This is a genomic window from Nonomuraea sp. NPDC049504, from assembly GCF_040676845.1.
Classification (GTDB): domain Bacteria; phylum Actinomycetota; class Actinomycetes; order Streptosporangiales; family Streptosporangiaceae; genus Nonomuraea; species Nonomuraea salmonea.
Window position 1 is genome coordinate 408,349 of the sequence record NZ_JBFAPT010000002.1, and the last position, 25,444, is coordinate 433,792.

Here is a 25,444-nt window from a genome sequence, read left to right on the forward strand (position 1 = left end):
CGCGACACCGACGAGCCGACACTTACCTGCTATGCCCGGTGGTGCAGCCCAGTCCCTGAGGTGCGGCTGTGTGGCCCTGGGGTATGCAGCCCTACCCGTGACGCGCCACAGGGCTCGGCGGGTGGGGTCAGGGGGTGTTGAGGAGTGAGAGGAGTTCTGGGTCGGCGCGTTCGACGCGTACGTTGTCGCAGCCGACCCATGAGGCGGCTGACCACAGGGCCTCACGCATGGCGTCGGCCCACTTTCCTGCCGAGAGGCCCGGTTCGAGGCTGAGCTGGCGAGCCACCAGGGTCGAACCTTCCCGTGCCGGGTCGACTCGGCCGATCAGGCGGCCGCCTGCGAGCACGGGCATGGTGAAGTAGCCGTGGACGCGCTTGTGCTTGGGGACGTACAGCTCAAGGGTGTAGTTGAAGCCGAAGACCCGCTCGGTGCGGCCCCGATGCCAGATCAGGGAGTCGAACGGCGACACCAGCGTGGTGCGGTGGCGGCCGCGGGGCTCGGCGGCCAGGGCGGCCGGGTCGGCCCAGGCGTTGGGCCGGCCGCGCTTGCCCGGCCAGCCGGCGACCGTCACCGGCACGAGCCCGGCCGCGCCGCTGTGGAGGGCCTCGTCGAGGATCTCGCCGAAGCGGCCCCTGACGCGGATGAAGTCGGTGAGGTCAGTGCGGTTGGCGACGCCGAGGCTGCGGCCCGCGATGGCGGTCAGGCGGGTGATGCACTCTTCGTCGGACGGCTCCTCGGCCAGCAGCTCCGGCGGGACGGCGCGTTCGGCAAGGTCGTAGACGCGGCGCCAGCCGACGCGCCGGGTGCAGACCAGCTCGCCGATGTCGAGCAGCCACTCCAGGCCGATCTTGGAGTCGGACCAGTCCCACCACGGGCCGCCGTTCTTGGCGCCGCCCACGTCGGACGTGGTCAGCGGGCCGAACTCGCGGGCCTGGTCGAGCAGCTTCTCGACCCCGTCGGGAACCTCGTGCCAGCGCTGCTTCCGACGCCGGTAGGCCCGGCGGCGGAACGAGTAGAGGGGCCAGTGCTCGATGGGCAGGAGGCAGGCGGCGTGGCACCAGTATTCGAAGCTGAGCGCCGGGTCGTGCCAGTAGGCGCGCTCGACCGCCGGCCGGCCGACCGCGCCGAGCCTGGCGTAGGCGACCAGCTCGTGGGAGCGGGCGAGCACCGAGATGGTGTCGAGCTGCACGGCGCCCAGCCTGCGGAGCATGGTGTGCACCCCGCCCTTGCGCGCGTCGGCGCCGATCAGGCCCTGCGCGCGGAGGATGATGCGCCGGGCCTCGTCGGGGGTGAGGTCGATGACGTCGCTCATGTCTGCGGGTCCGTACGGCGATGCATGCGAGCAATCTAGCGGCGCCCACCGACAAAACCGCCCGCCCTGCACGGCGGAGCCTCTGGACAACGAGGTCGGCGTCGACACGCGATCGCCATGGGATCGGGACCCGTAAGCCGGTCCGGCGCGGTATGCCGGCCCCGAGGCTCGTAAGCCGGTCGGGCGCGGTGTGGCGCCCCGAGGCTCGTGAGCCGGTCGGGCGCGATGTGGCTCGCGGGCCGCCGGAGTCGGGGGGAATGGGATGGTTTGGGTTAGGGGGACACGCCCGGGTGTAGACGTAAAGGTCAGGATATGGAAACGGCGGGCGGCCCGGTGATCGGGCGCCCGCCGGACGATGCCTGCGTCAGCGGTGATCCTCGGCGCGCATCCCCACCCGGGGCGCGTCGATCACGACGTCGGTGAAGATGTCGAAGACGAGGGCGAGGATTCCGCCGACGACGAACACACCGGCGCCGATCCAGACGACCGTCCAGTTGTCGGCCGTCAAACCGAAGCCGGCGACGACCGTTCCCACCAGCATCACGGTCACCGCGAGCCACGAGGACGCGCGCCCGCCGTGGCTGCCGAGATGCTCGGTTTGCTCCGACTTCTTCCCCTCAACCATGACTAATCCTTCCTTTGCCGGAAATCCCGCAATTGGTGCGAGCCGGCTCTCCACCGGCATACCCTCTGCCTTCCCCCCATTCTCCCAGACCCGTTCCGTGCCCTCGTCGGCACGGTGGCTGTGTCTGGTTGCGGAACCGCCTACGATGGCAGGCGGGGAAGTTTGTCTCGGCCTCTCCTCCTGGCGGCGCCGCCGGGGTAGACCTGCGAGGAGCTTTACATAAAGTGGCAGCCATTCTCGACAAGATCCTACGTGCCGGCGAAGGCAAGATCCTGCGCAAGCTCAAGCGGATCGCAGACCAGGTCAACTCCATCGAGGACGACTTCACGAGCCTGTCCGACGCGGAGTTGCGCGCACTGACGGACGAGTTCCGCCAGCGCCACGCGGACGGCGAGAGTCTCGACGACCTCCTGCCCGAGGCGTTCGCGACCGTGCGCGAGGCGGCTCGCCGCGTGCTCGGCCAGCGGCCCTACGACGTGCAGATCATGGGCGGCGCCAACCTTCACATGGGCAACATCTCCGAGATGAAGACCGGTGAGGGCAAGACGCTGACCTGTACGCTGCCGTCCTACCTCAACGCGATCGCGGGCAAGGGCGTCCACGTCATCACGGTCAACGACTACCTGGCCAAGCGTGACGCCGAGACCATGGGCCGCGTCCACCGCTTCCTCGGCCTCGAGGTCGGCTGCATCGTCTCCGGCCAGCAGCCCGACGAGCGGCGCAAGCAGTACGAAGCCGACATCACTTATGGCACCAACAACGAGTTCGGCTTCGACTACCTGCGCGACAACATGGCCTGGACGCTCGACGAGTGCGTGCAGCGCGGCCACTTCTTCGCCATCGTCGACGAGGTCGACTCGATCCTCATCGACGAGGCCCGCACCCCGCTGATCATCTCCGGCCCCGGCGAGCAGTCGGGCAAGTGGTACCAGGAGTTCGCCAAGATCGTGCCCCGCCTGCGCAGGGGCGTCGAGGCGAAGAACCCGGGCGAGGAGAGCACCGGCGACTACATCGTCGACGAGAAGAAGCGCACGGTCGGCATCCTGGAGTCGGGCGTCGAGAAGGTCGAAGACTGGCTCGGCATCGACAACCTCTACAAGCCCGAGCACACCCACCTGGTCGGCTTCCTGAACAACGCGCTCAAGGCGAAAGAGCTGTTCAAGAAGGACAAGGACTACATCGTCGCCGACGGCGAGGTGCTCATCGTCGACGAGTTCACCGGCCGCATCCTGCACGGCCGCCGCTACAACGAGGGCATGCACCAGGCCATCGAGGCCAAAGAGGGCGTGAAGATCAAGGACGAGAACCAGACGCTCGCCACGGTCACCCTCCAGAACTACTTCCGCCTCTACGAGAAGCTGGCCGGCATGACCGGTACGGCGACCACCGAGGCCAACGAGTTCCACCAGACGTACAAGCTCGGCGTCGTCCCGATCCCGACCAACCGGCCGATGATCCGCAAGGACCAGCCCGACGTGGTCTACAAGACCGAGGACGCCAAGTTCAACGCGGTGGTCGAGGACATCAAGCAGCGCTACGAGGCCGGCCAGCCGGTGCTCGTCGGCACCACCTCGGTCGAGAAGTCCGAGCGGCTGTCCAAGGCGCTCAAGCGGCGCGGCGTGCCGCACGAGGTGCTCAACGCGAAGAACCACGCGCGCGAGGCGTCGATCATCGCCGAGGCGGGCCGCAAGGGCGCCGTCACGGTCGCCACCAACATGGCCGGTCGAGGCACCGACATCATGCTCGGCGGCAACTCAGAGTTCCGCGCCGACCTGGAGCTGCGCCAGCGCGGGCTCGACCCGGTCGAGACGCCGGAGGAGTACGAGAAGGCGTATGCCGAGGCGCTGGAGAAGGCGCGGGCGGCGGTCAAGGCCGAGCACGACGAGGTCACCAAGCTCGGCGGCCTCTACGTCCTCGGCACCGAGCGCCACGAGTCGCGCCGCATCGACAACCAGCTCCGCGGTCGTTCCGGCCGTCAGGGCGACCCCGGCGAGTCGCGCTTCTACCTGTCGCTCGGCGACGACCTCATGCGCCTGTTCAACTCGGCCAGGGTCGAGATGATCATGACGCGGCTCAACATCCCCGACGACCAGCCGATCGAGTCCGGCATCGTCTCCAAGGCCATCGCCTCCGCCCAGCACCAGGTCGAGCAGCAGAACTTCGAGATCCGCAAGGACGTTCTGAAGTACGACGAGGTCATGGACCGCCAGCGCAAGGTCATCTACGCCGAGCGCCGCCGCGTCCTCGAGGGCGCCGACCTGCACGAGCAGGTGCGGGGCTTCATCGGCGAGGTGATCGAGGGCTACGTCCAGGGCGCCACCGCCGAGGGCTTCGCCGAGGAGTGGGACCTCGAGAAGCTGTGGAAGGCGTTCGGCGAGCTCTACCCGGTCAGCGTCCGCATCGACGACCTCGTCGAGGAGGCCGGCAACCGCGAGGAGCTGACCGCCGAGCTGATCAGCGAGCGGGTCAAGGCCGACGCGCTGGCCGCCTACGACCGGCGGGAGGAGGAGTTCGGCCCCGACACCATGCGTGACCTCGAGCGCCGGGTGATCCTGTCCGTCCTCGACCGCAAGTGGCGCGAGCACCTCTACGAGATGGACTACCTGCGCGAGGGCATCGGCATGCGGGCCTACGCGCAGAAGGACCCCAAGATCGAGTACGCCCGCGAGGGCTTCGAGATGTTCTCCGCCATGCTGGAGGGCATCAAGGAGGACTCCGTCGGCTTCCTGTTCAACCTCGAGGTCGAGGTCCAGGAGAACCCGATCGTCGAGGAGGAGGACGCCGCCATCGCGGAGACGCGCTCGATCATCGCGCGCGGGCTGCGCGGTCCGCAGCGGCCGGCCGAGCTCGAGTACACGGCGCCGGGTGAGCAGGGCGACGTCGAGCACGTGAAGGTGCGCACGACCTCCGAGGAGCGGGCGGCGTACGGCAACGTCGAGCGCAACGCGCCCTGCCCCTGCGGGTCGGGCAAGAAGTACAAGCGCTGCCACGGCGACCCGAAGAACGCCGCCTGAGCCGGTAAGGCGACCGAAGAACCCCCGCTCTTGCGAGAGCGGGGGTTCTCGCGTTCTCCGGCGGTCTCGATGCCGGTTCAGGCCCGCTGCTCGCTGCGGCGTTTCTCCGGCGTTTCTCCGGCGTTTCTCCGGCGGTTTCGACGTCGGTGCGGGCCCGCTGCACGTCGTGGCGTTTCAGGCGGTTTCGACGTCGGTGCAGATCCACTGCATGCCGCGGCGTTCCAGGCGGAGGGCGAGGACGTGGTCGCGGGTGGTGCAGTGGATGACCGTGCACAGTTCGAGGGCGCCGTCGCGGGGTTCGGTCAGGTGGACGCGGCCGGCGAACGGCGGGCGGTCGCTGTTGTACATGCGGCCCGCCTTCACCAGGCCGCGGTAGGCGCTGTCGGTGAGCCGGTCGGCGACGCTCTCGGGCGGGCGACGGCCGGCCAGCACCTCGGCCACGGCCTGACTGAGGTGGCGCAACCGGCGCTCGTCGGGCGGCGTGCCCGCCGGGCCCCACACCATCGGAGGGCGGTCGAGGGCCAGGGAGCCGTGCGTGCTGGGGCCCTCGTCGTACGGCGCTGCGGCGATGGGGCTGAGGGCCATGCGAAACCTCCAACTCAACGGCGAAGAAAGAATCGTTATAAGGAGTTTTCGGTCCGGCCGAAGAATACAAACGCCACCAACTTCGGCGGGTGGGGGTGGGGTATGTCCGCCGATGCGGCGGAAGTCGGCAGGAAGTTGGAGTGGTTCTGGGGCGGGCTTGATCATTTGCGGGCAGCGACCCCGGCATATGAGAGCGTCCCCAAAGGTTTGGGTCCAGCAGGTCAGGGAGTTTGCGCGGTGTCCTTATCCGGGGTATCCGGTTCGCGGCCGGGAGTCGGCAGGTCGAGGCGGCGGATGAGGACCGCGAAGAGGGCGTAGTAAAGGACGAAGTAGAGCACGCCGAACGCCAGGATCAGCGGCACGCCGTGGGTGTTGGACTTGGTGGCGTTCAGGGCCAGGTCGATGGCGCCGCCGGAGAACGTGAAGCCGAGCCTCGCGCCCAGCTCGGCCATCAGGGCCATCGACAGGCCGGTCAGCAGCGCGTGCAGGACGAACAGCACGGGCGCGACGAAGATGAACGCGAACTCCAGCGGCTCGGTGATGCCGGTGACGAACGCCGTCAGCCCGGCCGACAGCATGATCCCGCCGACCGCCTTGCGGCGATGGGGTGGCGCGGCCCGCCACATCGCGATGGCCGCGCCCAGCAGGCCGAACATCATGACGGGGAAGAAGCCGGTCATGAAGATCCCGGCGCCCTGCTCGCCGGCGAAATAGCAGTTGAGGTCGCCTGCCGCGTCCCTGGTGGCGCCGTGCACGCCGGCGTGGCACTCGGGGAGGGTGAACCAGACGATGGTGTTGAGGAAGTGGTGCAGGCCGATGGGGATGAGCAGGCGGTTGGCGACGCCGTAGATGCCGGTGCCGGCGGTGCCGTTCGCCGACAACCAGTCGCCGACGTGTGAGAGCCCGTCGCCGATCGGGCGCCACACCAGGCCGAAGGCGACGCCGATGAGCAGTGCGGCGACGGCGGTGATGATGGGTACGGCCCTGCGCCCGCCGAAGAAGGCCAGCCAGGATGGCGGCTTGACGCGGTGGAAGCGCTGCCAGAGCAGGGCGGCGGTGAGGCCGATGACGATGCCGCCGAGGACGCCGGTCGGGTTCTGGGCGCCCAGGTCGAGCGCGGGGGTGCCGTCGTGCAGGGTGACGGCGACCTTGGCGTAGACGGCGCCGTGGCCGGCCTCGAAGAACAGGGTCTTGGTCACCCGGTCGAACACCAGGTAGCCGACCAGGGCTGCCAGGGCCGTGGAGCCGTCCGACCTGCGGGCGAACCCGATGGCGACGCCGACCGCGAACAGCAGCGGCAGGTTCTCGAACAGGGCGCCGCCGGCCGCCGCCAGCACGCCGGCCACGGGGAGGAGCCAGGGCAGGGTGCCGCCGAGCCCGTCCGCGCCGAGCAGGTCGGGCTGGCCGAAGCGGAACAGCAGCCCCGCGGCCGGCAGGACCGCGATGGGCATCATGAGCGAGCGGCCGATGCGCTGCAGCACCGCGAACGCCGCGGACGACCAGGCGGGCGGCACGGCCGTCGATCACCCCTCTTCCCGCGCCGGCCTCACACGCCCGGCTCGCGTCGCGGGGGATCGCCGGTTTCCTGGCCTGGGGGAGAACGGGGGAAACGCCGGCAGGTCCCGCCCGGGCGCGGGGTGCCGGGGAGGGGCTGGGACGCCGTCAGGTCTCGCCGGGGTGGGGCTGGGATGCCGTCAGGTTTCGCCGGAGTCGACGTCGGGCTCGGGTTCGCGGCCGGGGGTCTGGATGTCGAGGCGGCGGATGAGGAAGGTGAAGACGGCGTAGTAGAGGACGCCGTAGACCGCGCCGATCGCCAGGATGCCCGCCAAGTTCTCGGTGTTCGACTTGCTGGCGTTCAGGAGCAGGTCGAGCAGGCCGGCGGAGAAGCCGAAGCCGAGCTGGCCGCCGATCAGGGTGGTCACCGCCATCGCCAGTCCGGTCAGTACGGCGTGGACGACCAGCAGCAGCGGCGCCACGAAGATGAACGCGAACTCGATCGGCTCGGTGATGCCGGTGACGAACGAGGCGAGCGCCGCCGACAGCATGATGCCGCCCACGGTGGCGCGCCGGTGCTTGGGCGCCGCCCGCCACATGGCGAGCGCGGCGGCCGGGAGGGCGAACATCATGATGGGGAAGAACCCGGCCATGAACTCGCCGGAGTGCGGGTCGCCGCCGAAGTAGCAGTTCCAGTCGCCGCTGAGGACGCGGCCGTTCACCTCGCACTGCGGCACGACGTACCAGACGACGGAGTTGGCGAAGTGGTGCAGGCCGAGGGGGATGAGCAGCCGGTTGATGAGGCCGTAGACGCCGGTGCCGATCGGGCCGATGGAGGCGAGCGCCTCGCCGGCGTGGCTGATCCACTCGCCGATCACCGGCCACAGCCAGCCGAAGAGCACGCCGATGAGCAGCGCCGCGATGGAGGTGATGATCGGGACGAAGCGCCGCCCGCCGAAGAACGCCAGCCACGCCGGCAGCTTGATGCGGTGGAAGCGCTGCCAGAGCAGCGCCGCGAGCAGCCCGATGACGATGCCGCCGAGCACCCTGGTGGGGTTCTGGAGGCCGTAGTTGATCATCTCCTTGATGCCGTCGGGCTGGACCTCCTTGATCAGGACGGTCTCCCTGATGTCCGAGCCGGCGAACATCACCTTCGTCACCCGGTCGAAGACGAGGTAGCCGACGACGGCGGCGAGCGCGGTGGAGCCGTCGGACTTGCGGGCGAACCCGATGGCGACGCCGACGGCGAACAGCAGCGGCAGGTTCTCGAACAGGGCCGCCCCGGCTGCCTCCAGCACCTCGGCGACCTGGCTCATCCAGGCCAGCCCCGCCACGTCGGCCAGGCCGCCCGGCTCCGCGCCGTTGGCGCCGAGCATGTCGGGCTGGCCGAAGCGCTGCAGCAGGGCGGAGGCGGGCAGGGCGGCGATGGGCAGCATCAGGGAGCGGCCCAGCCGCTGGAGCACGCTCATCGTGCGGGCGAACGGCGATGGCCGGGCGGCGGTGGTCTCGTTCACCGGGCGTTCCTCCGGAGGCATCTCTGCCGGGGACTGGGGGGTCGTACGGCGCGGCGAACCCGGGCCGGCGTCAGCCCCGGCGGGCCGGCCCCTCCAGGAGGGTGCGCAACTGGTAGCGGTCGGCCCGGTAAGTGGACACGCCCAGCTCAGCGCACACCCCGCCGGAGAACGACCGGCGCTGCAGCAGCAGGACGGCGCCGCCCCGGGGGAGCTTCAGCAGGTCGGCGTCGCTGGGGTCGGCCAGGCCGCCGTCGATGGTGAGCTCGCCGGCGTCCATGACGAGCCCGTAGCGGCGCTCCAGCAGCTCGTACAGTGATTTATCCGACAGATCGTAGTCTGCCAGGTCGGGTGCGAGCTTGACCGGGATGTGCGCCCGCTCGATGGACAGCGGCTCGCCGTCGGCCGTCCGCAGCCGCTCGATGAAGTGCACCTCCTCGCCCGGCTGGATGCCCAGCTCCTTGGCCAGGTGGGCGCTGGCACGCACCACGCGGCGGTCGAGGTCGCGCGAGCCGGGGATCATGCCGCGGGCCCGCATGTCGTCGGTGAACGAGGTGAGCTGCAGGGCCAGCTCGATCTTCGGCCGGGCGACGAACGTGCCCTTGCCCGGCACCCGGTGCAGCCGGCCCTCGGAGACGAGGTGGTCGACGGCCTGGCGTACGGTCATCCTGGACAGGCCGAAGCGCTGGCAGAGCTCGCGCTCGGACGGGATGGCCGCGCCGATGCCGAACTCGTCGCTGTCGATGAGGTCCAGCAGGATCTCGCGAAGCTGGAAGTATTTGGGCACCGGGCTGTCCGGATCGATGTGCGCCACGGATCCTCCCCTCGTCTCCGTCTGGGCTATGAGCTATGGTTCGTACTGGTCTAGTCCGGACTAGACCACCATAAGACGCAAAAGACGGTCAAGTCTGAAACCGCATGAGTTGAGGGAAGAGCGCGAGATGACCACCAAGATGCGCAGCGAGATCGCCGAGCAGCCGACCGCGTTGCGGAACACTCTGGACTCCCTGCTCCCCAAGGCCGGCGAGATCAAGGCTCTGGGCGAGCAGACCCGCCAGTTGCTGTTCATCGCGCGCGGCACTTCCGACAACGCCGCAGTCTATGGGCGCTACCTGGTGGAGGCGCACGCCGGGCGGCTGGCGGCGCTGGCCGCGCCGTCGATCGCGACGACGTACAAGCGGCGGCTCGACCTCGACGGCGTGCTGGCCGTCGCGATCTCGCAGTCGGGACGCACCGAGGAGATCGTCGAGACGCTGAGCTGGGCCAAGGACTGCGGGGCCAGGACCGTCGCCGTGACGAACGGCGGTGACCAGAGCCCGCTCGCGCAGGCCGCCGACGTGGCCCTGTGCACCGTGGCCGGCGAGGAGAAGGCGGTGCCGGCGACCAAGACGTACACGACGCAGCTCGCCGCCCTCGCGGTGCTCGCCATCGGGCTGGGCGCCGACGTGGACGTGGACGACCTGCGGCGGGTGCCCGAGGCCGTCGAGAAGCTCATCGCGGAGCCCGGCGACCTGGCCGCCGTCGTCGAGGGGCTGCTGGACAAGCCGGGCGTGGTCGTCTCCGGGCGCGGCCTGGCCTTCTCCACGGCGCTGGAGACCGCGCTCAAGCTCAAGGAGGCCTGCTACCTGCACGCCATGGGCCTGTCGTACGCCGACCTGCTGCACGGCCCCATCGCGGTCGTGGACGAGGACACCCCGGCGCTGCTGGTCGCCTCCGAGAACAGCCCGACCCTCCAGGGCACCGTGGCGCTGGCCGAGCGGGTGGTGGCCGCGGGCGCGGCGGCGTACACGATCGGCGGCGGCAGCGCGCTGGCGCAGGCGGGCACGGCCGCGCTCAACGGCCCCGACCTGCCCGAGTGGGTGGCCCCGATGGGCCTCATCGTGCCGGGGCAGCTGCTCACCGAGGCGCTGGCCCGCCGGCTCGGCGTCGACCCCGACGCGCCGCGCGGCTTGAACAAGGTCACCCAGACCGACTGATCTAGCCTGGTCGGAGAGGTGACCCGAGGGAGGACCTGATGGCGGCGGACGTGAACGCGATCATCGCCGCGCTGGGCGGCGCCGGCAACATCATCGACATCGAGCCCTGTATCACCCGCCTGCGTACGGAGGTGCACGACGCCTCGAAGGTGGACCAGGCGGCGCTCAAGGCCGCGGGCGCGCACGGCGTGATGGCCACGGGGAACGTGGTCCAGGTCGTCGTCGGGCCGGAGGCGGACACCATGGCCAGCGACATCGAGGACATCATCGGCTAAGGGCGAGATCATGACGACTGTTCTCGCCCCGGTCGAGGGGGAGGCCGTGGGGCTGGCAGCCGTGCCCGATCCGGTGTTCTCGGCGGGCATGGTCGGCCCGGGAACGGCGATCGACCCGCTCAGGGGGCCGGGCGAGGCCCTGGCCCCCATAGCCGGAAAAATCATGAAACTGCATCCGCACGCGTACGTCATCGTCGGCGACGACGGCAAGGGCGTGCTGGTGCACCTGGGCATCGACACCGTGCAGCTCAAGGGCGAGGGTTTCGAGCTGTTGGCGTCGGAGGGCGACCGGGTCGCGGCCGGTCAGCCCGTGGTGGCCTGGGATCCCGCGGTCGTCGAGGCGGGCGGCCGGTCGCCGGTCTGCCCGGTCGTCGCGCTCGACGCGCTGTCCGGCGCGGTCACCGGGGTCACGCTGGGGGCGGTGCACGCCGGGGACCAGCTCTTCGAATGGGCCTGAGCGCGCGGTTTCCGACTTTAAGCGCAGTTTCGTGCCCAATGGGGGAATAAGAGCGGTCCGGGGGGATGAACGGTCGTCGGCGGGGTCGCCGGACCCGTCACAATATTGTCGGTCGTCCGTTTTGGTGGCGATCGTACGAAGGTCCGGCTGGTCTGGACCGGCACAGAAGGAGGAACGACGACAATGGGTGAACGCAAGGTCACCGTGGCGGCGGAGGTAGGGCTGCACGCCCGGCCCGCGGCGACGTTCGTCCAGCGGGCCAAGCAGGCGCCGATGGACATCACGGTCGAGAAGCCGCACGGTGGCGGGCCGGTCAACGGCAAGAGCATTCTCGCGATCATGGCCCTCGACGTCAGGCAGGGCGAGACCGTGGTGATCTCCGCCGAGGGCGAGGGATCGGAAGAGGTGCTCGACGAGCTGGCCACGATCGCCAGTACGCCATGAACCTGCGGGGGGTGGGGGTCAGCCCGGGCATCGGGCACGGACCCTCTTTCGTTCTGACCGTCTCCGTGCCCGAACCCCCCGAGGGCGCCACCTACACCGGTGAGGCGGAACAGGAGAAGGAGCGTGCCATGGTCGCGCTCCAGCAGGTCGCGGGCGAGCTGGAGGCCCGCGGCAACCAGGCGGGCGGCGAGGCGGAGGAGATACTCAAGGCCCAGGCGCTGATGGCCGAGGACCCCGGGCTGGTCGTGAAGGTGCGCTCACTGATCGACCGCGGCCTGGCCGCCCCCAGAGCGGTCTTCGAGGCCTTCTCGAAATACCGGGACGTGCTCGCGGGGTCCGGCGGATACCTGGGCGAGCGGGCCGCCGACCTGAGTGACATCAGGGACCGCGTGATCGCGCTGCTCTACGGCCAGGCGCTGCCCGGGCTGCCGGTGGCGCCGGAGGAGCCGTACGTGCTGGTCGCCAGGGACCTCGCGCCCGCCGACACGGCGCTGTTGTCCAGGGACGACGTGGTCGCGTTCGTCACCGAGGAGGGCGGCCCGACCAGCCACACCGCGATCATGGCCAGGTCGATGGGGGTGCCCGCGGTCGTGGCCTGCCCCGGCGCGACCCGTATCCCGCCGGGCGTCGAGGTGATGGTGGACGGCACCTCCGGCGAGGTCCGCGTGGCGCCGGAAGAGGCGGACGTGGCCGACGCGGTCGGCGCCGCCTCCGCCCGCCAGGCCGCGCTCGCGACCTGGACCGGTCCAGGCGCCACCGCCGACGGCCACCCCGTGCCGCTGCTGGCGAACATCGGCGGCCCGGCCGAGATCGACGCCGCGCTGGCCGCGGGGGCCGAGGGCATCGGCCTCTACCGCACCGAGTTCCTCTTCCTCGACCGCGCCGAGCCGCCGTCGATCGAGGAGCAGGAGCGGGCCTACCGGGCCGCGCTCGACGCCTTCCCCGGCGGCAGGGTCGTGGTGCGCACGCTTGACGGCGGCGCGGACAAGCCGCTGCGGTTCCTGCCCACGCCGGCCGAGCAGAACCCGGCGCTCGGTGAGCGGGGCCTGCGCCTGTTCAGGCGCGCGCCCGAGGTGATGGACGTCCAGCTCCGCGCCCTGGCCACGGTGGCCGTCCCCGAGCTGCAGGTGATGGCGCCGATGGTGGCAACGGCCGAGGAGGCCACCTGGTTCGCCAGGGAGTGCGCCGACAAGGGCCTGCTCGACGTCGGCGTGATGATCGAGATCCCGGCGGCCGCGCTGCGCGCCGCCGACGTGATCTCCCAGGTCGACTTCGTCTCCGTCGGCACCAACGACCTCAGCCAGTACGCCTTCGCCGCCGACCGCGGCCTGGGCGCCGTCAGCGGGCTGCACGACCCCTGGCAGCCGGGGTTGCTCGACCTCGTCGCGCTGGTCGCCGAGGCGGCCTCGCGGGCGGGCAAGCCGTGCGGGGTGTGCGGGGAGGCAGCCGCCGACGCGGCGCTGGCCTGCGTCCTGGCCGGGCTGGGGGCCTCGACGCTGTCCATGGCGCCGTCGGCGCTGGCCGGCGTACGCGCCGGGCTGGCCGCGCACACGCTGGAGCAGTGCCGTACGGCGGCGCAGGCGGCCAGGGCGCAGCCGTCGGCGGCCGACGCCCGAGCGGCGGCCCGCGTGCACCTGCCGGGGCTCGCCAGGCTCGGGTTGTAGGTGCGCTGAGAGCGAGCGCGGGGTTCGGGCGCGTCGTCCGATGGATACCTTTGGAGTCATGCTTCGACGGATCGGTACGACAGGGCTCCTGGTGATCGCGCTCACCGCGTGCGGCGGTGGCGGCGGAACGGCGGGGGCCGAGCCGACCGGAGGCAAGGCCGCCCCGCCCGCGCGCACCACCACGTCCGCGGTCCCGTCGGCGGCCCCGACGCCCGCTCAGAGCGAGGTCCAGCGGGTGCTGGGGCGGCTGACCACCGAGGAAAAGGTCGGCCAGCTCTTCATGCCCGTCCTCTACGGCACCACGGCCGGCTCCGCCTCTGGCGAGAACCAGGCGCGCTACTCCGCGCGCACCCCGGCCAAGGTGATCGCGAAATACCATCTGGGCGGCGTGATCCTCTTCCCCCACAACGTCAAGAGCGCGAGCCAGGTCGTCGGCCTGACCAACGGCCTGCAGCGCGCCTCGGCGAAGGTGCCGCTGATCATCGGCACCGACCAGGAAAACGGTCTGGTGTCGCGCATGTCGGCGCTGATGACGAAGTTCCCCGGCGCGGGCGACATCGGCGACACCAAGGACACCGGCCTGGCCCGCCAGGTGGCCAAGGCGACCGGCGAGGAGCTGCGGGCGCTCGGGGTCAATCTCGATTTCGCGCCCGTCGCCGACGTCAACGTCAACCCGCGCAACCCCGTCATCGGCCGCCGCGCCTACGACGACGACCCCAAGCGGGCGGCCAAGATGGTCGCGGCGGCGGTCAAGGGCTTCGGCGAGGCGAAGATCGCGGCCACCGCCAAGCACTTCCCCGGCCACGGCGACACCAGCGTCGACAGCCACACCGGGCTGCCGATCATCAAGCACACCAAGGCGCAGTGGGAGCGCCTCGACGCGCCGCCGTTCAAGGCCGCGATCGACGCGGGCGTCGACGCGGTGATGAGCGCCCACATCGTCTTCCCCAAGCTCGACCCGTCGGGCGACCCTGCCACGCTGTCCAAGCCGATCCTGACCGGCCTGCTGCGCGAGAAGCTCGGCTTCAAGGGCGTGATCTCCACCGACGCGCTCAACATGGCGGGGGCGCGCAAGAAGTACGACGACGGCGAGGTCGCCGTGCGGGCCGTGCTGGCCGGGGCCGACCTGCTGCTCATGCCCAACGACCTGCCCAAGGCCTACAAGGCGGTGCTGGCGGCGGTGAAGTCGGGCCGCATCTCCGAGCAGCGACTCGACCAGTCGGTCACCCGGCTGCTGACGCTCAGGCACAAGCGCGGCTTCCTGACCGAGGCGCCGGTGGCCTCGGCGGCGAAGGCGTTCGACGTGCTGCGCTCGTCCGCGCACCGCAAGCTGGCCGCCAAGGCAGGCGGCTGACCGGAGTTATCGGGCTTTTCCGGACGCTCTACCCTAGAACGATGGTTACGGGTGTGCTCATCGACTGGGGTGGGGTGCTGACCACCAGCCTGTCCGACTCCATCGCGCGCTGGATCGCCGCCGACCGCATCGACGCCGACCGCTACTACACGGTGATGCGCGAGCTCATCGACCACGCCTACCGGGGCGGGAACGGCGACAACGTCGTCCACGCCCTCGAAAGGGGCGAGATCGACGGCGCCGCCTTCGAGCGCGACCTGGCCGCCCGGCTGCTCACCGTCGACGGCGTGCCGCCGGTCGCCGAAGGGCTGCTGGAGCGCATGTTCGCGGGCTTCGACCGGGTCGAGGCCATGTACGACATGCTCCGCGACGTCCGCGGCAACGGCGTGAAGACCTGCCTGCTGTCCAACTCGTGGGCCAACACCTATCCCCGCGACGACTGGGACGACCTCTTCGACGCCGTCGTCATCTCCGGCGAGGTCGGCATGCGCAAGCCGGAGGAGCGCATCTTCCGCCACGCGCTCGACCTCGTCGGCCTGACCGGCGCCGACTGCGTGTTCATCGACGACATCGAGGCCAACATCACCGCCGCCCGCGCGCTCGGCATCAACGGCATCCACCACCGCGACGCCGCCACCACCATCGGGCACCTGGAGGGCCTGCTGCGTCTCACCTTGCGGAAGTAGCCCATCACCACCGTTGTGACCAGGACCATGAGTAAGGTGGCGATCGGGCTCCCGCCTGAGCGAGCCCCGCACGTTTGGAAAGGTTCGTCATGCGCGTCTATCTGCCGTCTACTCTCCCGGCGCTGGCCTCGGTGCTGAAGGCAGGAGAGGTGGGCCCGGCCCCGCTGACCGGCTACGCGGTGACCCCCGCGCTGATCGAGTGGTACGCATCGGGCGACACCGAGGAGCTGGAGTACGTCGCGCTCACCGAGGCCGCCCGCGCCTCGCTGCGGATGCTGGCCGCCGACCGCGCCGACGGCGTCGACGCCCCCGCCCGGCGGGTGGTGATCGCCGCCGAGGTGCCCGAGGGCGCCGTCTCCGCGGGCGCCGCCCTGGAGGAGCGCGGGCGCGTACGTCTCGCGCAGCCGGTGCCGATGACCAAGGTGGCCGCCGTGCACATCGACGACCACGACGCGGAGCCCGACATCGAGGCGGCCGTCGCCGCGCTGCCCGCCTCCGACGCGGGCGACGACGACGCCCGTTTCACCGTGGACGGCGCCGAGGCCCACGAGCTCATGTGGTACGCGACCCAGGAGATTCCTGACCTTCTCGGTTGATAACGGGAAGATCACGGCTCGTGCGGCTCGCGCCTATGTGTCGTCACATCACGCTAAGGTCACGACGCAGCACGGTATGTCGCACTGAAGGAGTCGGTTCCACGTGAAGCGTCGAGTCTTGGCGGTCGCCATCGGAGCGATGGCCGTCCTGGCCAGCTCACCCGCAGCAGTCCAGGCAGCGTCCTACGACCACAAGGACCCGTACAAGTCGGGGTGCGGCAGCACGGCACGCGCCGTCCGGTCGGCCAAGATCGTCAGCCGGGTCAACGGCGAAGTGGGCACGATCAAGCTCATGTGGTCGAGCAGGTGCCAGACGAACTGGACGGAGGTCAAGACCGGCACGTCCATGACCGGCACCGTCAAGGTCTACACCGCCGACGGCCGCACCGACTCCTTCCGCTTCAAGAAGGGCAACGGCGGCCGCCACTGGGGCAACATGCTGAAGGCCAGGGGCATCTGCGCCTGGGGCAGCGTGAGCGTCCAGTGGAACGGCGGCAGGGGCGGCCAGAACGCCCAGGGCACGACCAGCAAGGCCTGCGGCTGATCTGAGGCTGACCTGCGGGACGCGCGGTCGACCGGCGAAACGCCGGGCCGACCGGCAGGACACCGGGCTGATCGGCTTCGCCGGTCGATGACCCGCTTGCTTCGCCCGTACGGGCCGGGCCGGTGCTTCCCTTCGGAGGCGCGGCCCGCCCCGTGCGGGCGCCGTCGTTTCGGGGAGGGGCAGCATCGGAATGTCATAGCGGGCATTTAGGCTTGGGTCCGACATGACACAGCACATCATCTGGGACTGGAACGGCACCCTTTTCCACGACATCGACGCCGTCGTAGGGGCCACCAACGAGGTCTTCAAGCCGTACGCGCTGCCCGCACTCACCGCCGACGGCTTCCGCGCGGTCTACACCCGCCCCATCTGGGTCGCCTACGAGCGCATGCTCGGCCGCCCGCTCACCGAGGGCGAGTGGGAGCGGCTCGACCAGGGTTTCCACGAGCACTACTTCCGGCTGGCCGAGGTGTGCCGGCTGGCCACCGGCGCCGAGACGATGCTCGCGGCCTGGACCGGCAGCCAGTCGCTCTGCTCGATGGCCCCGCACGCCCACCTGGTGCCCAAGGTGGACTCGTTCGGCATCACCCGGCACTTCACCAGGATCGACGGCCTGCACGGCGCCACCGGCGGCGAGAAGGCCGCGCACATGGAGGAGCACATCAGGGCGCTGGACGTCGATCCCGCCCAGGTCCTCGTGATCGGCGACAGCGTGGACGACGGGCTGGCCGCCCGCCACGTCGGCGCCAGGGCCGTGCTCTACACCGGCGGCATGACGACCAGGCAGGAGCTGGAGAGCACCGGGTTCCCGGTGGTCGATCGGCTCGCCGACGCGCTCGACCACATCTGACGGCCCGTCCCTGACGGCCGTCCCTGAAGGCGGGCCGTCTCGCCGTCCCTGAAGGCCGGCCGTCTGGCCGGCCGTCTTCGGCGGCCGGTCATGCCGGAATCCACGTGGTGAGGATGCCGGACGCCGTGATGGCCTACTCTGCTGCAGAGATCCTTCAGGAGGCCGCCATCAATCGCCTTGTGCTGTGGAACGTCGACCTGACGCTGGTCGACGTCGCCATCGTGACCAGAGACGCCTACGCCGAGGCGTTCCGCGTCGTGACCGGGCGTCCGCTCGTCAAGCTCGTCCCTCCGCTCGGCCGCCCTGACTCCGAGATCGTCTTCGAGACGCTCGCCGTCAACGGGATCGTGGCCGAGGACGACCATCTGCCCAGGTTCCTCGCGGCGCTGGCCACCGCCTTCGCCGACCGGCGTGGTCGGCTGGCGAAGGAGGGGCGCATGATGGCCGGGGCCAAGGCCGCGCTCAAGGCCGTCTCCAGGCTCGACGGCGTCGCCCAGACCGTGCTCACCGGCACGATCAAGAGCAACGCCGTGCTCAAGCTCAAGGCGTTCGGGCTCGACAAGCACATCGACTTCGAGCTCGGCGGCTACGGCGAGGAGGTCTACCCCAAGGCGACGCTGCTCCAGGTCGCCCAGTCGCGGGCCAAGCAGCGGCTCGGCACGCCGTTCACCGCGGCCAACACCGTCGTGATCGGCGACTCCACGCGTGACGTGCAGGCCGCCAAGATCGGCGGGGCGGCGATGATCGGCGTCGCGTCGGGCCGGTCGATGGCGTCCGAGCTGCGCGACGCCGGGGCCGACGTGGTGCTGCCCGACCTGTCCGACGCCTCCGAGGTGGTGGCGGCGGTCGCGGCCCTGACCGCGCCCCTGGACAGCCGCGCGGTCTGAGCGTCCCACGCGGCATGGGAAGACCGGCTGATCCCCGAGCCGGCGGGGTCCGTGCGTGCCGGGGTCAATCGAGGGCTTCGAGGAAGCGGGCGGCGATCGGGGCGGCGACCGCCGATCCGGCGCCGCCGCCCTCCACGATCACCGAGAACGCCACGTCCCCCTTGTAGCCGATGAACCATGAGTGCGCGGGCGGCTCCTTGCCCGAGCCGTACTCCGCGGTGCCGGTCTTGCCGGCCGTCCCCGACGGGAAGCTGACGCCGTGCGCGGTGCCGTCGGTGACCACGGCGGGCATGAGGGCGCGCAGCGCGTTCACGACGCCCTTCTCCAGCGGGCGCGGTGTGTCGGGCTGCTCGCCGGGGATGCGCTCGCCGGTGACCAGCCGGGGCGGGATCCACGCGCCCGAGGCGATCGCGGCGGCCACCGAGGCCATGTTGAGCGGGCTGGCCAGCACCCTGCCCTGCCCGATGGCGGCGGAGGCGAGGTCGGTGTCGTCCTTGGGGTCGGGGAACTCGGCGCGTACGGCGGGCACGCCCGGCGTGATCGGCGTGCCGAAGCCGAAGCTCCTGGCCACCTCGGCGAGCCGGCCGCCGTTCAGCCGGTCCACGCTGAGCTGCCCGAACGTGGTGTTGCATGAGTGCGCGAACGCGTTCTGGAAGGTCAGCGTCCCGAAGTCCTCGTAGCCGGCGTTGTGGAACGGGAAGCCGCCGATGTTCTGCTCGGCCGGGCAGGTGACCCGCTGCCCCGGCTGGATGCCGCCGGCGACCAGCGCGGAGGCGGTGACCACCTTGAACGTCGAGCCGGGCGGATACTTGCCCATGAGCGCCCTGTTGAACCCGCCCGGGGCGTTGACCACGGCCAGGATCTCCCCGGTCGAGGCCCGCAGCGCGACCAGCGAGACGGGCTTGTCCACGCCCTTGAGCGCCTGCGCGCCGGCCCGGTGCACTTTGAGGTCGAGCGTGGTCTGGATCGGCTGCTCGCCGCCCGTCTCCCCGGCCACGTTCCGCAGCAGCTCATCGCCCCGGTAGAGCCCGATGACAGTGTTCCCGCGCGCCGTGAACCGGTCGGGAAAGGTCTGCTTCATGCCCTCGACGAGCTGCTGCACGGAGCCGGGCGCCGACGGGTCGTTGACCTGGGTGCCGTCGGCGGCGAGCACGCGTACCGGCTCGGCGTCGCGCTTGACGGCCCGCAGCGACAGGCCCTTGCGAAGCTGCGGGTGCATGGTGGCGGGCGTCCACGCCACCTTCCACGTACGGTCGCGCTCGACCAGGCGCAGCCGCCCGGTGTAGGCGAGGTCGCGCGGCCCGGACAGCGCGGCGCGGAAGGCGATGACCTCCTTGCCCTCGCTCGGGCCGCGGCGCTCGAAGTGCGCGGCGGTCAGCTTCAGCCCGGTGCGGAAGTCGCGGTGGGCGCGCTCGAAGTCGGCGGGCGGGTCGGCGACCAGGTTGCGCATGGTGGCGTAGTCCTGGGCGCTCCAGGCCGCCAGGTAGTGGTCGGCGGTCTCCTCGGGCGAGCCCTGGGTCCGCATCATCCAGACGACGCCGCCCGCCACGACGACCGGGACCAGCAGCCCGGCCACGATCCAGGGCCATCGCCTGCGGCGACGCCTGCCGTAAATTCTCCCCGTTTGTGGTGCCATGCCGCAGAGAACACCAGATGGCAAGTAACGGTGTCCAATATTGATATGAGGGACGCGTAGTTATAAAAGTGGATATATTGGCTGGTCATGGACCTTGTCCGGCACCTGCGCTACTTCATCGTGGTGGCGGAGGAACTGCACTTCGGCAACGCGGCGATCCGGCTCGGCATGGCCCAGCCGCCGCTCAGCCAGCGCATCAAGCGGTTGGAGGAGGAGCTCGGCGTACGGCTGTTCGACCGCTCGGCCCGCCAGGTACGCCTCACCGAGCAGGGCAGGCTGCTGCTGGGCGAGGCCCGCGCGATCGTCACCCGCGTCGACCGGCTGCACGAGCTGGCCAGGCAGGGCGGCGGCGCCGTGCTGAAGGTCGGCGTGCCGCCCGACCTGGCCGCGTCCGTGCTGGCCGCCCTGATCGCCGCCTTCCGCGCGGCCAGCCCCGACGTACGCGTCGCGCCCGCCGAGATCTGGACCGCCGACCAGGTGGCGGCCCTGGCCGACGGCACGATCGACGTCGGGCTCGTCCGCCATCCGATCACCGCGCCAGGTCTGCGCTTCGGGCAAGTGCTCGTGCAGCCCCAGGGCGTGCTGCTGGCCGACAGCGACCCGCTGGCCGCCGTGGGCGAGGTGCACCTGGCCGACCTGGCGGGCCGCGAGCTGCTGCTGCCGCCCCAGGAGGGCGAGCCCGGCTGGCGGGGCGAGGTGCTGGCCGAGTGCCGCCGCCACGGGTACGTGCCCGCCCAGGTCCATGACGGCGCAGGACTCGGGCTGGTGCTGGCCGGGGCGGCGGTGGCGTTCGGGCCGAAGGTGGAGCTCCCGGGGCTGGCCTGGCGGCCGCTGCTAGGCTCGCCGATCGCGAGCCGGGTCTCCACGGCCTGGCGCACGGCGACGGCCGCGACCACCGACTTCGCGGCCGTGGCCGTACGGACGTTGAAGGAGAGCGCCGGGATGACCGAGCAGGGCTCCGCGCCCCAGCGGCGGGTCAGCCGCAGACCGGGGATGCTGGCATGACCCCGCCCGACTTCGACGCCCTGTTCACCCGCGCCGGGGTGACCGGCTGGCTGTGCGCCGCCGACGTCGACACCGGCCACGAGCTCGGCCACGGGCCCGACGAGCTGCTGCCGACGGCGTCCATGTTCAAGGTGCCGCTGCTGGTGGAGTTCTGCCGGCAGGCCGACGCCGGGCTGCTCGACCCCGCCACTCAGGTCACGGTGCCCGCTGAGGGGCGCATCCCCGGGCCCACCGGGATCGCCGCGATGCTCGACGACGTGACGATCTCGCTGCGCGACCTCGCGTACCTGATGATCGCGGTCAGCGACAACACCTCGGCCGACACGCTGCTCGACCTGATCGGGTGCGACGCGGTCAACGCCATGCTGGACGGGCTCGGGCTGACACGGACCCGGGTCGTGCAGGGGGCGGGGGAGGGCAACGCGCGCATGCGGGACGACACCGGGCACGGGTGGCCGTACCTCGATCCCGAGGACATCGCCCGGCTCAGCGCGCTCGACCCGGCGCACACGAACCGCAGCACGCCGCGCGAGATGGTCCGGCTGTTCGAGCTGATCTGGCGCGACGAGGCCGCCTCCGCCGAGTCGTGCGCGTGGATGCGCAGCGTGCTCAACATGCAGGTGTGGCCGCACCGGCTGGCCTCCGGCTTCCCGTACGACGACGTCGCCGTCAGCGGCAAGACCGGCACCTACCCGACGCTGCGCTGCGAGTCGGGCGTCGTGGAGTACCCCGACGGCCACCGATACGCGGTGTCGGTCTTCACCCGGTCGTTCAGCACGGCCCTGATCCAGCCGCGCGCCGACGCGGTGATCGGCACGGCCGCGCGTATGGCGGTGGACCACCTACGGAGGTAGCAAGTTATGGGGAACGCCGGGTATGACATTCCTCCGTACGGGCGACAGGATGATGACATGGTTGCTGAGGGCGAGCTTCTCTGGGAGCCGGGCGACGAGGTGGTCGCGTCGGCCAGGCTGACCCGCTATCTGAGGTGGCTGGGCAGGTCAGGCGGTTACGAGGACGCGTGGCGGTGGTCGGTCGAGCACCCCGGCGCGTTCTGGACGTCGATCTGGGACTACTTCGAGGTGATCGGCGAGCGCGGCGACGGCCCCGTGCTGTCGGGCACGATGCCCGGGGTGACCTGGTTCGAGGGCGCCTCGCTCAACTACGCCGAGAACGCCCTGCGCCACGATGAGGGCCCCGGCCTGATCTTCGTCAGCGAGGACGGCGGCCGGCAGGAGCTGAGCAGGGCCGAGCTGCGTGAGGAGGTCGCGCGGGTGCGGGCCGGGCTGGTCAGGCTCGGTGTCGGCCGCGGCGACCGGGTGGCCGGCTACCTGCCCAACATTCCGCAGGCGCTGATCGCGTTCCTCGCCACCGCCTCGCTGGGCGCCGTCTGGTCGGCGGGCTCGCCCGACTTCGGCGTGCCGTCCATCGTCGACCGGTTCAAGCAGATCGAGCCGAAGGTGCTCATCGCCGTCGACGGCTACCACTACAACGGCAAGAGCTTCGACCGCTCGGCCGCGGTCAACGAGATCGCCGCCGCGCTGCCCTCGCTGCGGGCGACCGTGTGGATGCCCTACCTGGCCGCCGCGGAGGAGGGCAGGGCGCCGCAGCAGGCCGAGCCGATCGGCGGTCACGCCGCCGAGGTGCCGCACGGCCAGGTGATCGGCTGGGAAGGGCTGCGGGCCGAGGAGGGGCCGCTGGAGTTCGAGCAGGTGCCGTTCGGCCACCCGCTGTGGATCCTCTACTCCAGCGGCACGACCGGGCTGCCCAAGCCGATCGTGCACGGGCACGGCGGCGTGGTGCTCGAGCACCTCAAGGCGCTCACCTTCCACCAGGACCTCGGCCCCGGTGACGTGTTCTTCTGGTACACCACCACGGGCTGGATGATGTGGAACTACCTCATCGGCGCGCTGCTGGTGGGGGCCACGCCCGTGCTCTACGACGGCTCGGCCACGCATCCGTCGCCGGCCGCCCTGTGGCGCATCGCCGCCTCGGAGGAGGTGACGTACTTCGGGGTGGGGGCGCCGTACATCATGGCCTCACTGAAGGCGGGGCTGCGGCTGGAGGGGTTTGAGCGGCTGCGCGGGGTCGGCTCGACCGGCTCGCCGCTGCCGCCCGAGGGCTTCGCCTGGCTGGCCGGGCAGCTTCCCGGCACGCCGCTGGGGTCGTTCTCCGGCGGCACCGACGTGTGCACGGGGTTCGTCGGCGCCACGCTGCTGCATCCCATCAGGGCCGGCATCATCCCGTGCCGGTCGCTGGGGGCGAAGGTGGAGGCGTACGATCCGGCGGGCGAGCCGGTGATCGGCGAGGTGGGGGAGCTGGTGCTGACCCAGCCGATGCCGTCGATGCCGGTCCGCTTCTGGAACGACCCCGAGGGGCGGCGCTACGCCGAGAGCTACTTCGACGTCTACCCCGGCGTCTGGCGGCACGGCGACTGGATCAAGATCAACGAGGATGGCGGCTGCGTCATCTACGGGCGCTCCGACTCCACGCTCAACCGGGGCGGCGTCCGCATGGGCACCAGCGAGTTCTACCGGGTGGTCGAGCGCTTCGAGGAGATCGCCGACAGCCTCGTCATCGACACCGGCCAGCTCGGGCGGGAGGGCCGGCTGCTGCTCTACGTCACGCTGGCCGAAGGGGCCGAGCTGACCGAGCCGCTCGAACGCGAGCTGCGCGCCACCCTGCGCAGGGAGCTGTCGCCGCGCCACGTGCCCGACGAGATCCGGGTGGTGCCCGGCATCCCGCGGACGCTGTCGGGCAAGAAGCTGGAGGTGCCGGTACGCAAGATCCTCCTCGGCACGCCCGTCGAGCAGGCCGCCAACCCCGACGCCATGGCCAACCCCGAGGTGCTGCGCCACTTCACCGGCTCTTGAGGCCGAACAGGGGCAGGCACGCCTCCAGGTTGTGGAGCTCGAAACCGGGCTCCTCCCGCCAGTCCTCCCTGTCCATGCGGAAGCGACGGGTGACGACCGGCTTGCCCTTGCGGTTGTGCAGGGTCGTGCCGTCCTCCCGGTAGCCGAGCTTGCGCGTGACGGCCAGCGAGGAAGGGTTGTCCTCGAACGCCTCCGTCACCGCCGACCTCGCGCCCAGACCGGCGAAGGCGAAGTGCAGCACGGCCTTGCGCATCTCGGTGCCCACGCCCTGCCCCTGGAAGCGCCTGCCCAGCCAGGAACCGGTCTTGACCTCGCCGAGCACGGGGAAGTCGGAGGCCATGACGCCCTGGGTGCCGATGACCTGGCCCTCGCGGACGACGACGAACTCGATCGCCCAGTCGTCCTCGCTGAAGCGGTTCCACGTGCCGAAGTGGAACTGGATCGTGCGCCTGGCCCGCTCGGCCGGCTCGCCCTCGGTCCACGGGAAGAGGAACGGCATCTGCCCCTCGTCGTGGACGCCCTCTGCGGCGCGGTCGCCCAGCTCGTCGAGGTCATCGAGGGACGGGACGCGGAGGGTGAGGTGGGGCGTGGCGATCGAGAGCTCGAAGAGCGGCCAGTTGCGCATGGCACGGGATGGTGCCAGACGCCCTGGCGGCCGCGCGACTCATTTTTCCGACAAAAGGGTATTTTCCTGAATCTCGATATTAGCCACGTCTTTTCCTCAACAAAACCATGAATTCTCTGCTGTCTGGGTAGGCGTCGATTTATGACGATAAAGCTTCAGACATTCACCGTTCTCGCTCTGTCCGCCGGCGTCCTTCCCTTCATCGCGACCCCGCCGCCCGCCGCCGCCGTCACCGTCCGTCCCGCCGCCCCGCCACCCGCGGAGAGCGCCGAGCGGCCGGCGAGCGAGGAGACGGAGAAGGTCGAGAAGGTGGAGGAGGTCAAGAGCAAGCCGGTGCTGCTGCGCCCGGGGCACAGGGGCGAGGCCGTCCGCTCGCTCCAGCGCAAGCTGCACAGGGGGCGCTACTACTTCGGCCGGATCAACGGCGTGTACGACGAGCAGACCAAGTTCGCCGTCTGGGCGTTCCAGAAACACAAGCGCATGATGCCGAGGAAGGAGGTCGGGCCGAAGATGCTGGCGGCGCTGGACAAGCCCGTCAGGCACAAGGTGCTGGTGCCGGGCGGCGCGCCCGACCGGGTGGAGATCGACCTGCGCAACCAGTTGCTGACCGTCTATCGCGACCGCAGGCCCGCGCTGATCTCGCACGTCTCCACCGGCGCCGAGGTGCGCTACTGCGAGAACGGGCGGTGCGGCAACGCCATCACGCCGACCGGGGACTTCCGCGTGCTGCGCCGCGCGCCCGGCTGGACGACGGGGCCGCTGGGGTCGATGTACAACTCCCTGTACTTCACCGGGGCCATCGCCATGCACGGCTCGACGAAGGTGCCGCTGCGGCCGGCCTCGCACGGGTGCGTGCGGGTGCCGCTGGAGACGTCCAAGCGGCTGTACCAGATGGTGAAGATCGGCGAGCCGGTGCACGTCCGGGGAAAGATTATGTGACCCGCCTTACGGTGAAATTTCTCGAAATATCGGGCTATTCTTCCCCGAGTCATCGCGCCATTCCCGGCGCGGACGTCCGGGCAAGGCTAAGC

The 25,444-nt window shown here is 70.7% G+C and carries 24 protein-coding genes; 16 read left to right on the forward strand and 8 right to left on the reverse strand.

Annotated elements, in window-relative coordinates:
* Window positions 1-127: 127 nt before the first annotated feature.
* Window positions 128-1,312, reverse strand: coding sequence for a crosslink repair DNA glycosylase YcaQ family protein (locus AB0K28_RS05200; protein WP_364365332.1), 1,185 nt, complete (start codon window positions 1,310-1,312; stop codon window positions 128-130).
* A 364-nt stretch (window positions 1,313-1,676) separates the two neighbouring features.
* Complete coding sequence (locus AB0K28_RS05205; RefSeq protein ID WP_345396606.1) at window positions 1,677-1,937, reverse strand: HGxxPAAW family protein; 261 nt, start codon at window positions 1,935-1,937, stop codon at window positions 1,677-1,679.
* 224 nt (window positions 1,938-2,161) lie between these two features.
* Here AB0K28_RS05205 and secA point away from each other — a divergent pair, with 224 nt between their 5' ends.
* On the forward strand, window positions 2,162-4,951 hold the full coding sequence (secA, locus tag AB0K28_RS05210; RefSeq protein ID WP_345396609.1) for a preprotein translocase subunit SecA: 2,790 nt from the start codon (window positions 2,162-2,164) through the stop codon (window positions 4,949-4,951).
* Between the two features lie 174 nt (window positions 4,952-5,125).
* Here secA and AB0K28_RS05215 read toward each other — a convergent pair whose 3' ends face one another.
* The 4 genes from AB0K28_RS05215 to AB0K28_RS05230 all read right to left on the reverse strand — a co-directional run bounded on the left by AB0K28_RS05215 (window position 5,126) and on the right by AB0K28_RS05230 (window position 9,355).
* Entirely contained in the window at window positions 5,126-5,536 is a 411-nt protein-coding gene (locus AB0K28_RS05215; protein WP_345396612.1) for an Rv3235 family protein, read from the reverse strand.
* A 221-nt stretch (window positions 5,537-5,757) separates the two neighbouring features.
* Window positions 5,758-6,990, reverse strand: a complete 1,233-nt coding sequence (locus AB0K28_RS05220) for a PTS transporter subunit EIIC (protein ID WP_364365863.1) — start codon at window positions 6,988-6,990, stop codon at window positions 5,758-5,760.
* 240 nt (window positions 6,991-7,230) lie between these two features.
* Window positions 7,231-8,544, reverse strand: a complete 1,314-nt coding sequence (locus tag AB0K28_RS05225) for a PTS transporter subunit EIIC (RefSeq protein ID WP_364365337.1) — start codon at window positions 8,542-8,544, stop codon at window positions 7,231-7,233.
* Window positions 8,545-8,614: 70 nt separating this feature from the next.
* Complete coding sequence (locus tag AB0K28_RS05230; protein ID WP_345396618.1) at window positions 8,615-9,355, reverse strand: GntR family transcriptional regulator; 741 nt, start codon at window positions 9,353-9,355, stop codon at window positions 8,615-8,617.
* A 127-nt stretch (window positions 9,356-9,482) separates the two neighbouring features.
* Here AB0K28_RS05230 and AB0K28_RS05235 point away from each other — a divergent pair, with 127 nt between their 5' ends.
* From AB0K28_RS05235 to AB0K28_RS05285, 11 genes are all read left to right on the forward strand, one after another.
* Complete coding sequence (locus AB0K28_RS05235; RefSeq protein WP_345396621.1) at window positions 9,483-10,517, forward strand: SIS domain-containing protein; 1,035 nt, start codon at window positions 9,483-9,485, stop codon at window positions 10,515-10,517.
* A 38-nt stretch (window positions 10,518-10,555) separates the two neighbouring features.
* Window positions 10,556-10,792 carry a PTS glucose/sucrose transporter subunit IIB gene (locus AB0K28_RS05240; RefSeq protein ID WP_345396624.1) on the forward strand — a complete coding sequence of 79 codons (237 nt, stop codon included), beginning with the start codon at window positions 10,556-10,558 and terminating at the stop codon, window positions 10,790-10,792.
* Window positions 10,793-10,802: 10 nt separating this feature from the next.
* On the forward strand, window positions 10,803-11,249 hold the full coding sequence (locus AB0K28_RS05245) for a PTS glucose transporter subunit IIA (RefSeq protein ID WP_364365341.1): 447 nt from the start codon (window positions 10,803-10,805) through the stop codon (window positions 11,247-11,249).
* Between the two features lie 183 nt (window positions 11,250-11,432).
* Complete coding sequence (locus AB0K28_RS05250; protein WP_345396628.1) at window positions 11,433-11,693, forward strand: HPr family phosphocarrier protein; 261 nt, start codon at window positions 11,433-11,435, stop codon at window positions 11,691-11,693.
* Window positions 11,690-13,357, forward strand: a complete 1,668-nt coding sequence (gene ptsP / locus AB0K28_RS05255; protein ID WP_364365344.1) for a phosphoenolpyruvate--protein phosphotransferase — start codon at window positions 11,690-11,692, stop codon at window positions 13,355-13,357. The genes AB0K28_RS05250 and ptsP overlap by 4 nt, the downstream gene beginning before the upstream one ends.
* A 58-nt stretch (window positions 13,358-13,415) precedes the next feature.
* The gene (nagZ, locus tag AB0K28_RS05260; protein WP_364365347.1) at window positions 13,416-14,711 is read left to right on the forward strand and encodes a beta-N-acetylhexosaminidase; all 1,296 of its coding nucleotides are present in this window, start codon (window positions 13,416-13,418) and stop codon (window positions 14,709-14,711) included.
* A gap of 41 nt (window positions 14,712-14,752) precedes the next feature.
* On the forward strand, window positions 14,753-15,397 hold the full coding sequence (locus tag AB0K28_RS05265) for an HAD family phosphatase (protein ID WP_345396630.1): 645 nt from the start codon (window positions 14,753-14,755) through the stop codon (window positions 15,395-15,397).
* Window positions 15,398-15,486: 89 nt separating this feature from the next.
* A complete protein-coding gene (locus AB0K28_RS05270) occupies window positions 15,487-15,993 on the forward strand; it encodes a hypothetical protein (protein WP_364365350.1) in 507 nt (168 codons plus the stop codon).
* A gap of 103 nt (window positions 15,994-16,096) precedes the next feature.
* A complete protein-coding gene (locus AB0K28_RS05275; protein ID WP_345396635.1) occupies window positions 16,097-16,537 on the forward strand; it encodes a DUF2690 domain-containing protein in 441 nt (146 codons plus the stop codon).
* A 223-nt stretch (window positions 16,538-16,760) separates the two neighbouring features.
* Window positions 16,761-17,387, forward strand: a complete 627-nt coding sequence (locus tag AB0K28_RS05280; protein ID WP_364365353.1) for an HAD family hydrolase — start codon at window positions 16,761-16,763, stop codon at window positions 17,385-17,387.
* Window positions 17,388-17,566: 179 nt separating this feature from the next.
* Entirely contained in the window at window positions 17,567-18,274 is a 708-nt protein-coding gene (locus tag AB0K28_RS05285; protein WP_364365355.1) for a haloacid dehalogenase-like hydrolase, read from the forward strand.
* 64 nt (window positions 18,275-18,338) lie between these two features.
* Here the strand turns inward: AB0K28_RS05285 and AB0K28_RS05290 are convergent, their stop codons facing one another.
* Window positions 18,339-19,850 (reverse strand): penicillin-binding transpeptidase domain-containing protein, encoded by a 1,512-nt coding sequence (locus tag AB0K28_RS05290; protein ID WP_364365358.1) that lies wholly within the window; start codon window positions 19,848-19,850, stop codon window positions 18,339-18,341.
* Window positions 19,851-19,997: 147 nt separating this feature from the next.
* Here AB0K28_RS05290 and AB0K28_RS05295 point away from each other — a divergent pair, with 147 nt between their 5' ends.
* Genes AB0K28_RS05295 through AB0K28_RS05305 form a run of 3 tightly spaced genes read left to right on the forward strand, consistent with a single transcriptional unit; the run spans window position 19,998 to window position 23,788 of the window.
* A complete protein-coding gene (locus AB0K28_RS05295; protein ID WP_345396640.1) occupies window positions 19,998-20,915 on the forward strand; it encodes a LysR substrate-binding domain-containing protein in 918 nt (305 codons plus the stop codon).
* Window positions 20,912-21,769, forward strand: a complete 858-nt coding sequence (locus tag AB0K28_RS05300; protein ID WP_364365361.1) for a serine hydrolase — start codon at window positions 20,912-20,914, stop codon at window positions 21,767-21,769. The genes AB0K28_RS05295 and AB0K28_RS05300 overlap by 4 nt, the downstream gene beginning before the upstream one ends.
* A gap of 57 nt (window positions 21,770-21,826) precedes the next feature.
* Window positions 21,827-23,788 carry an acetoacetate--CoA ligase gene (locus AB0K28_RS05305; RefSeq protein WP_364365364.1) on the forward strand — a complete coding sequence of 654 codons (1,962 nt, stop codon included), beginning with the start codon at window positions 21,827-21,829 and terminating at the stop codon, window positions 23,786-23,788.
* Here the strand turns inward: AB0K28_RS05305 and AB0K28_RS05310 are convergent.
* Entirely contained in the window at window positions 23,775-24,413 is a 639-nt protein-coding gene (locus tag AB0K28_RS05310; protein ID WP_364365367.1) for a GNAT family protein, read from the reverse strand. The genes AB0K28_RS05305 and AB0K28_RS05310 overlap by 14 nt on opposite strands.
* Before the next feature lie 141 nt (window positions 24,414-24,554).
* Here AB0K28_RS05310 and AB0K28_RS05315 point away from each other — a divergent pair, with 141 nt between their 5' ends.
* Window positions 24,555-25,352, forward strand: coding sequence for a L,D-transpeptidase family protein (locus tag AB0K28_RS05315; RefSeq protein ID WP_345396652.1), 798 nt, complete (start codon window positions 24,555-24,557; stop codon window positions 25,350-25,352).
* The last annotated feature ends 92 nt before the right edge of the window (window positions 25,353-25,444 follow it).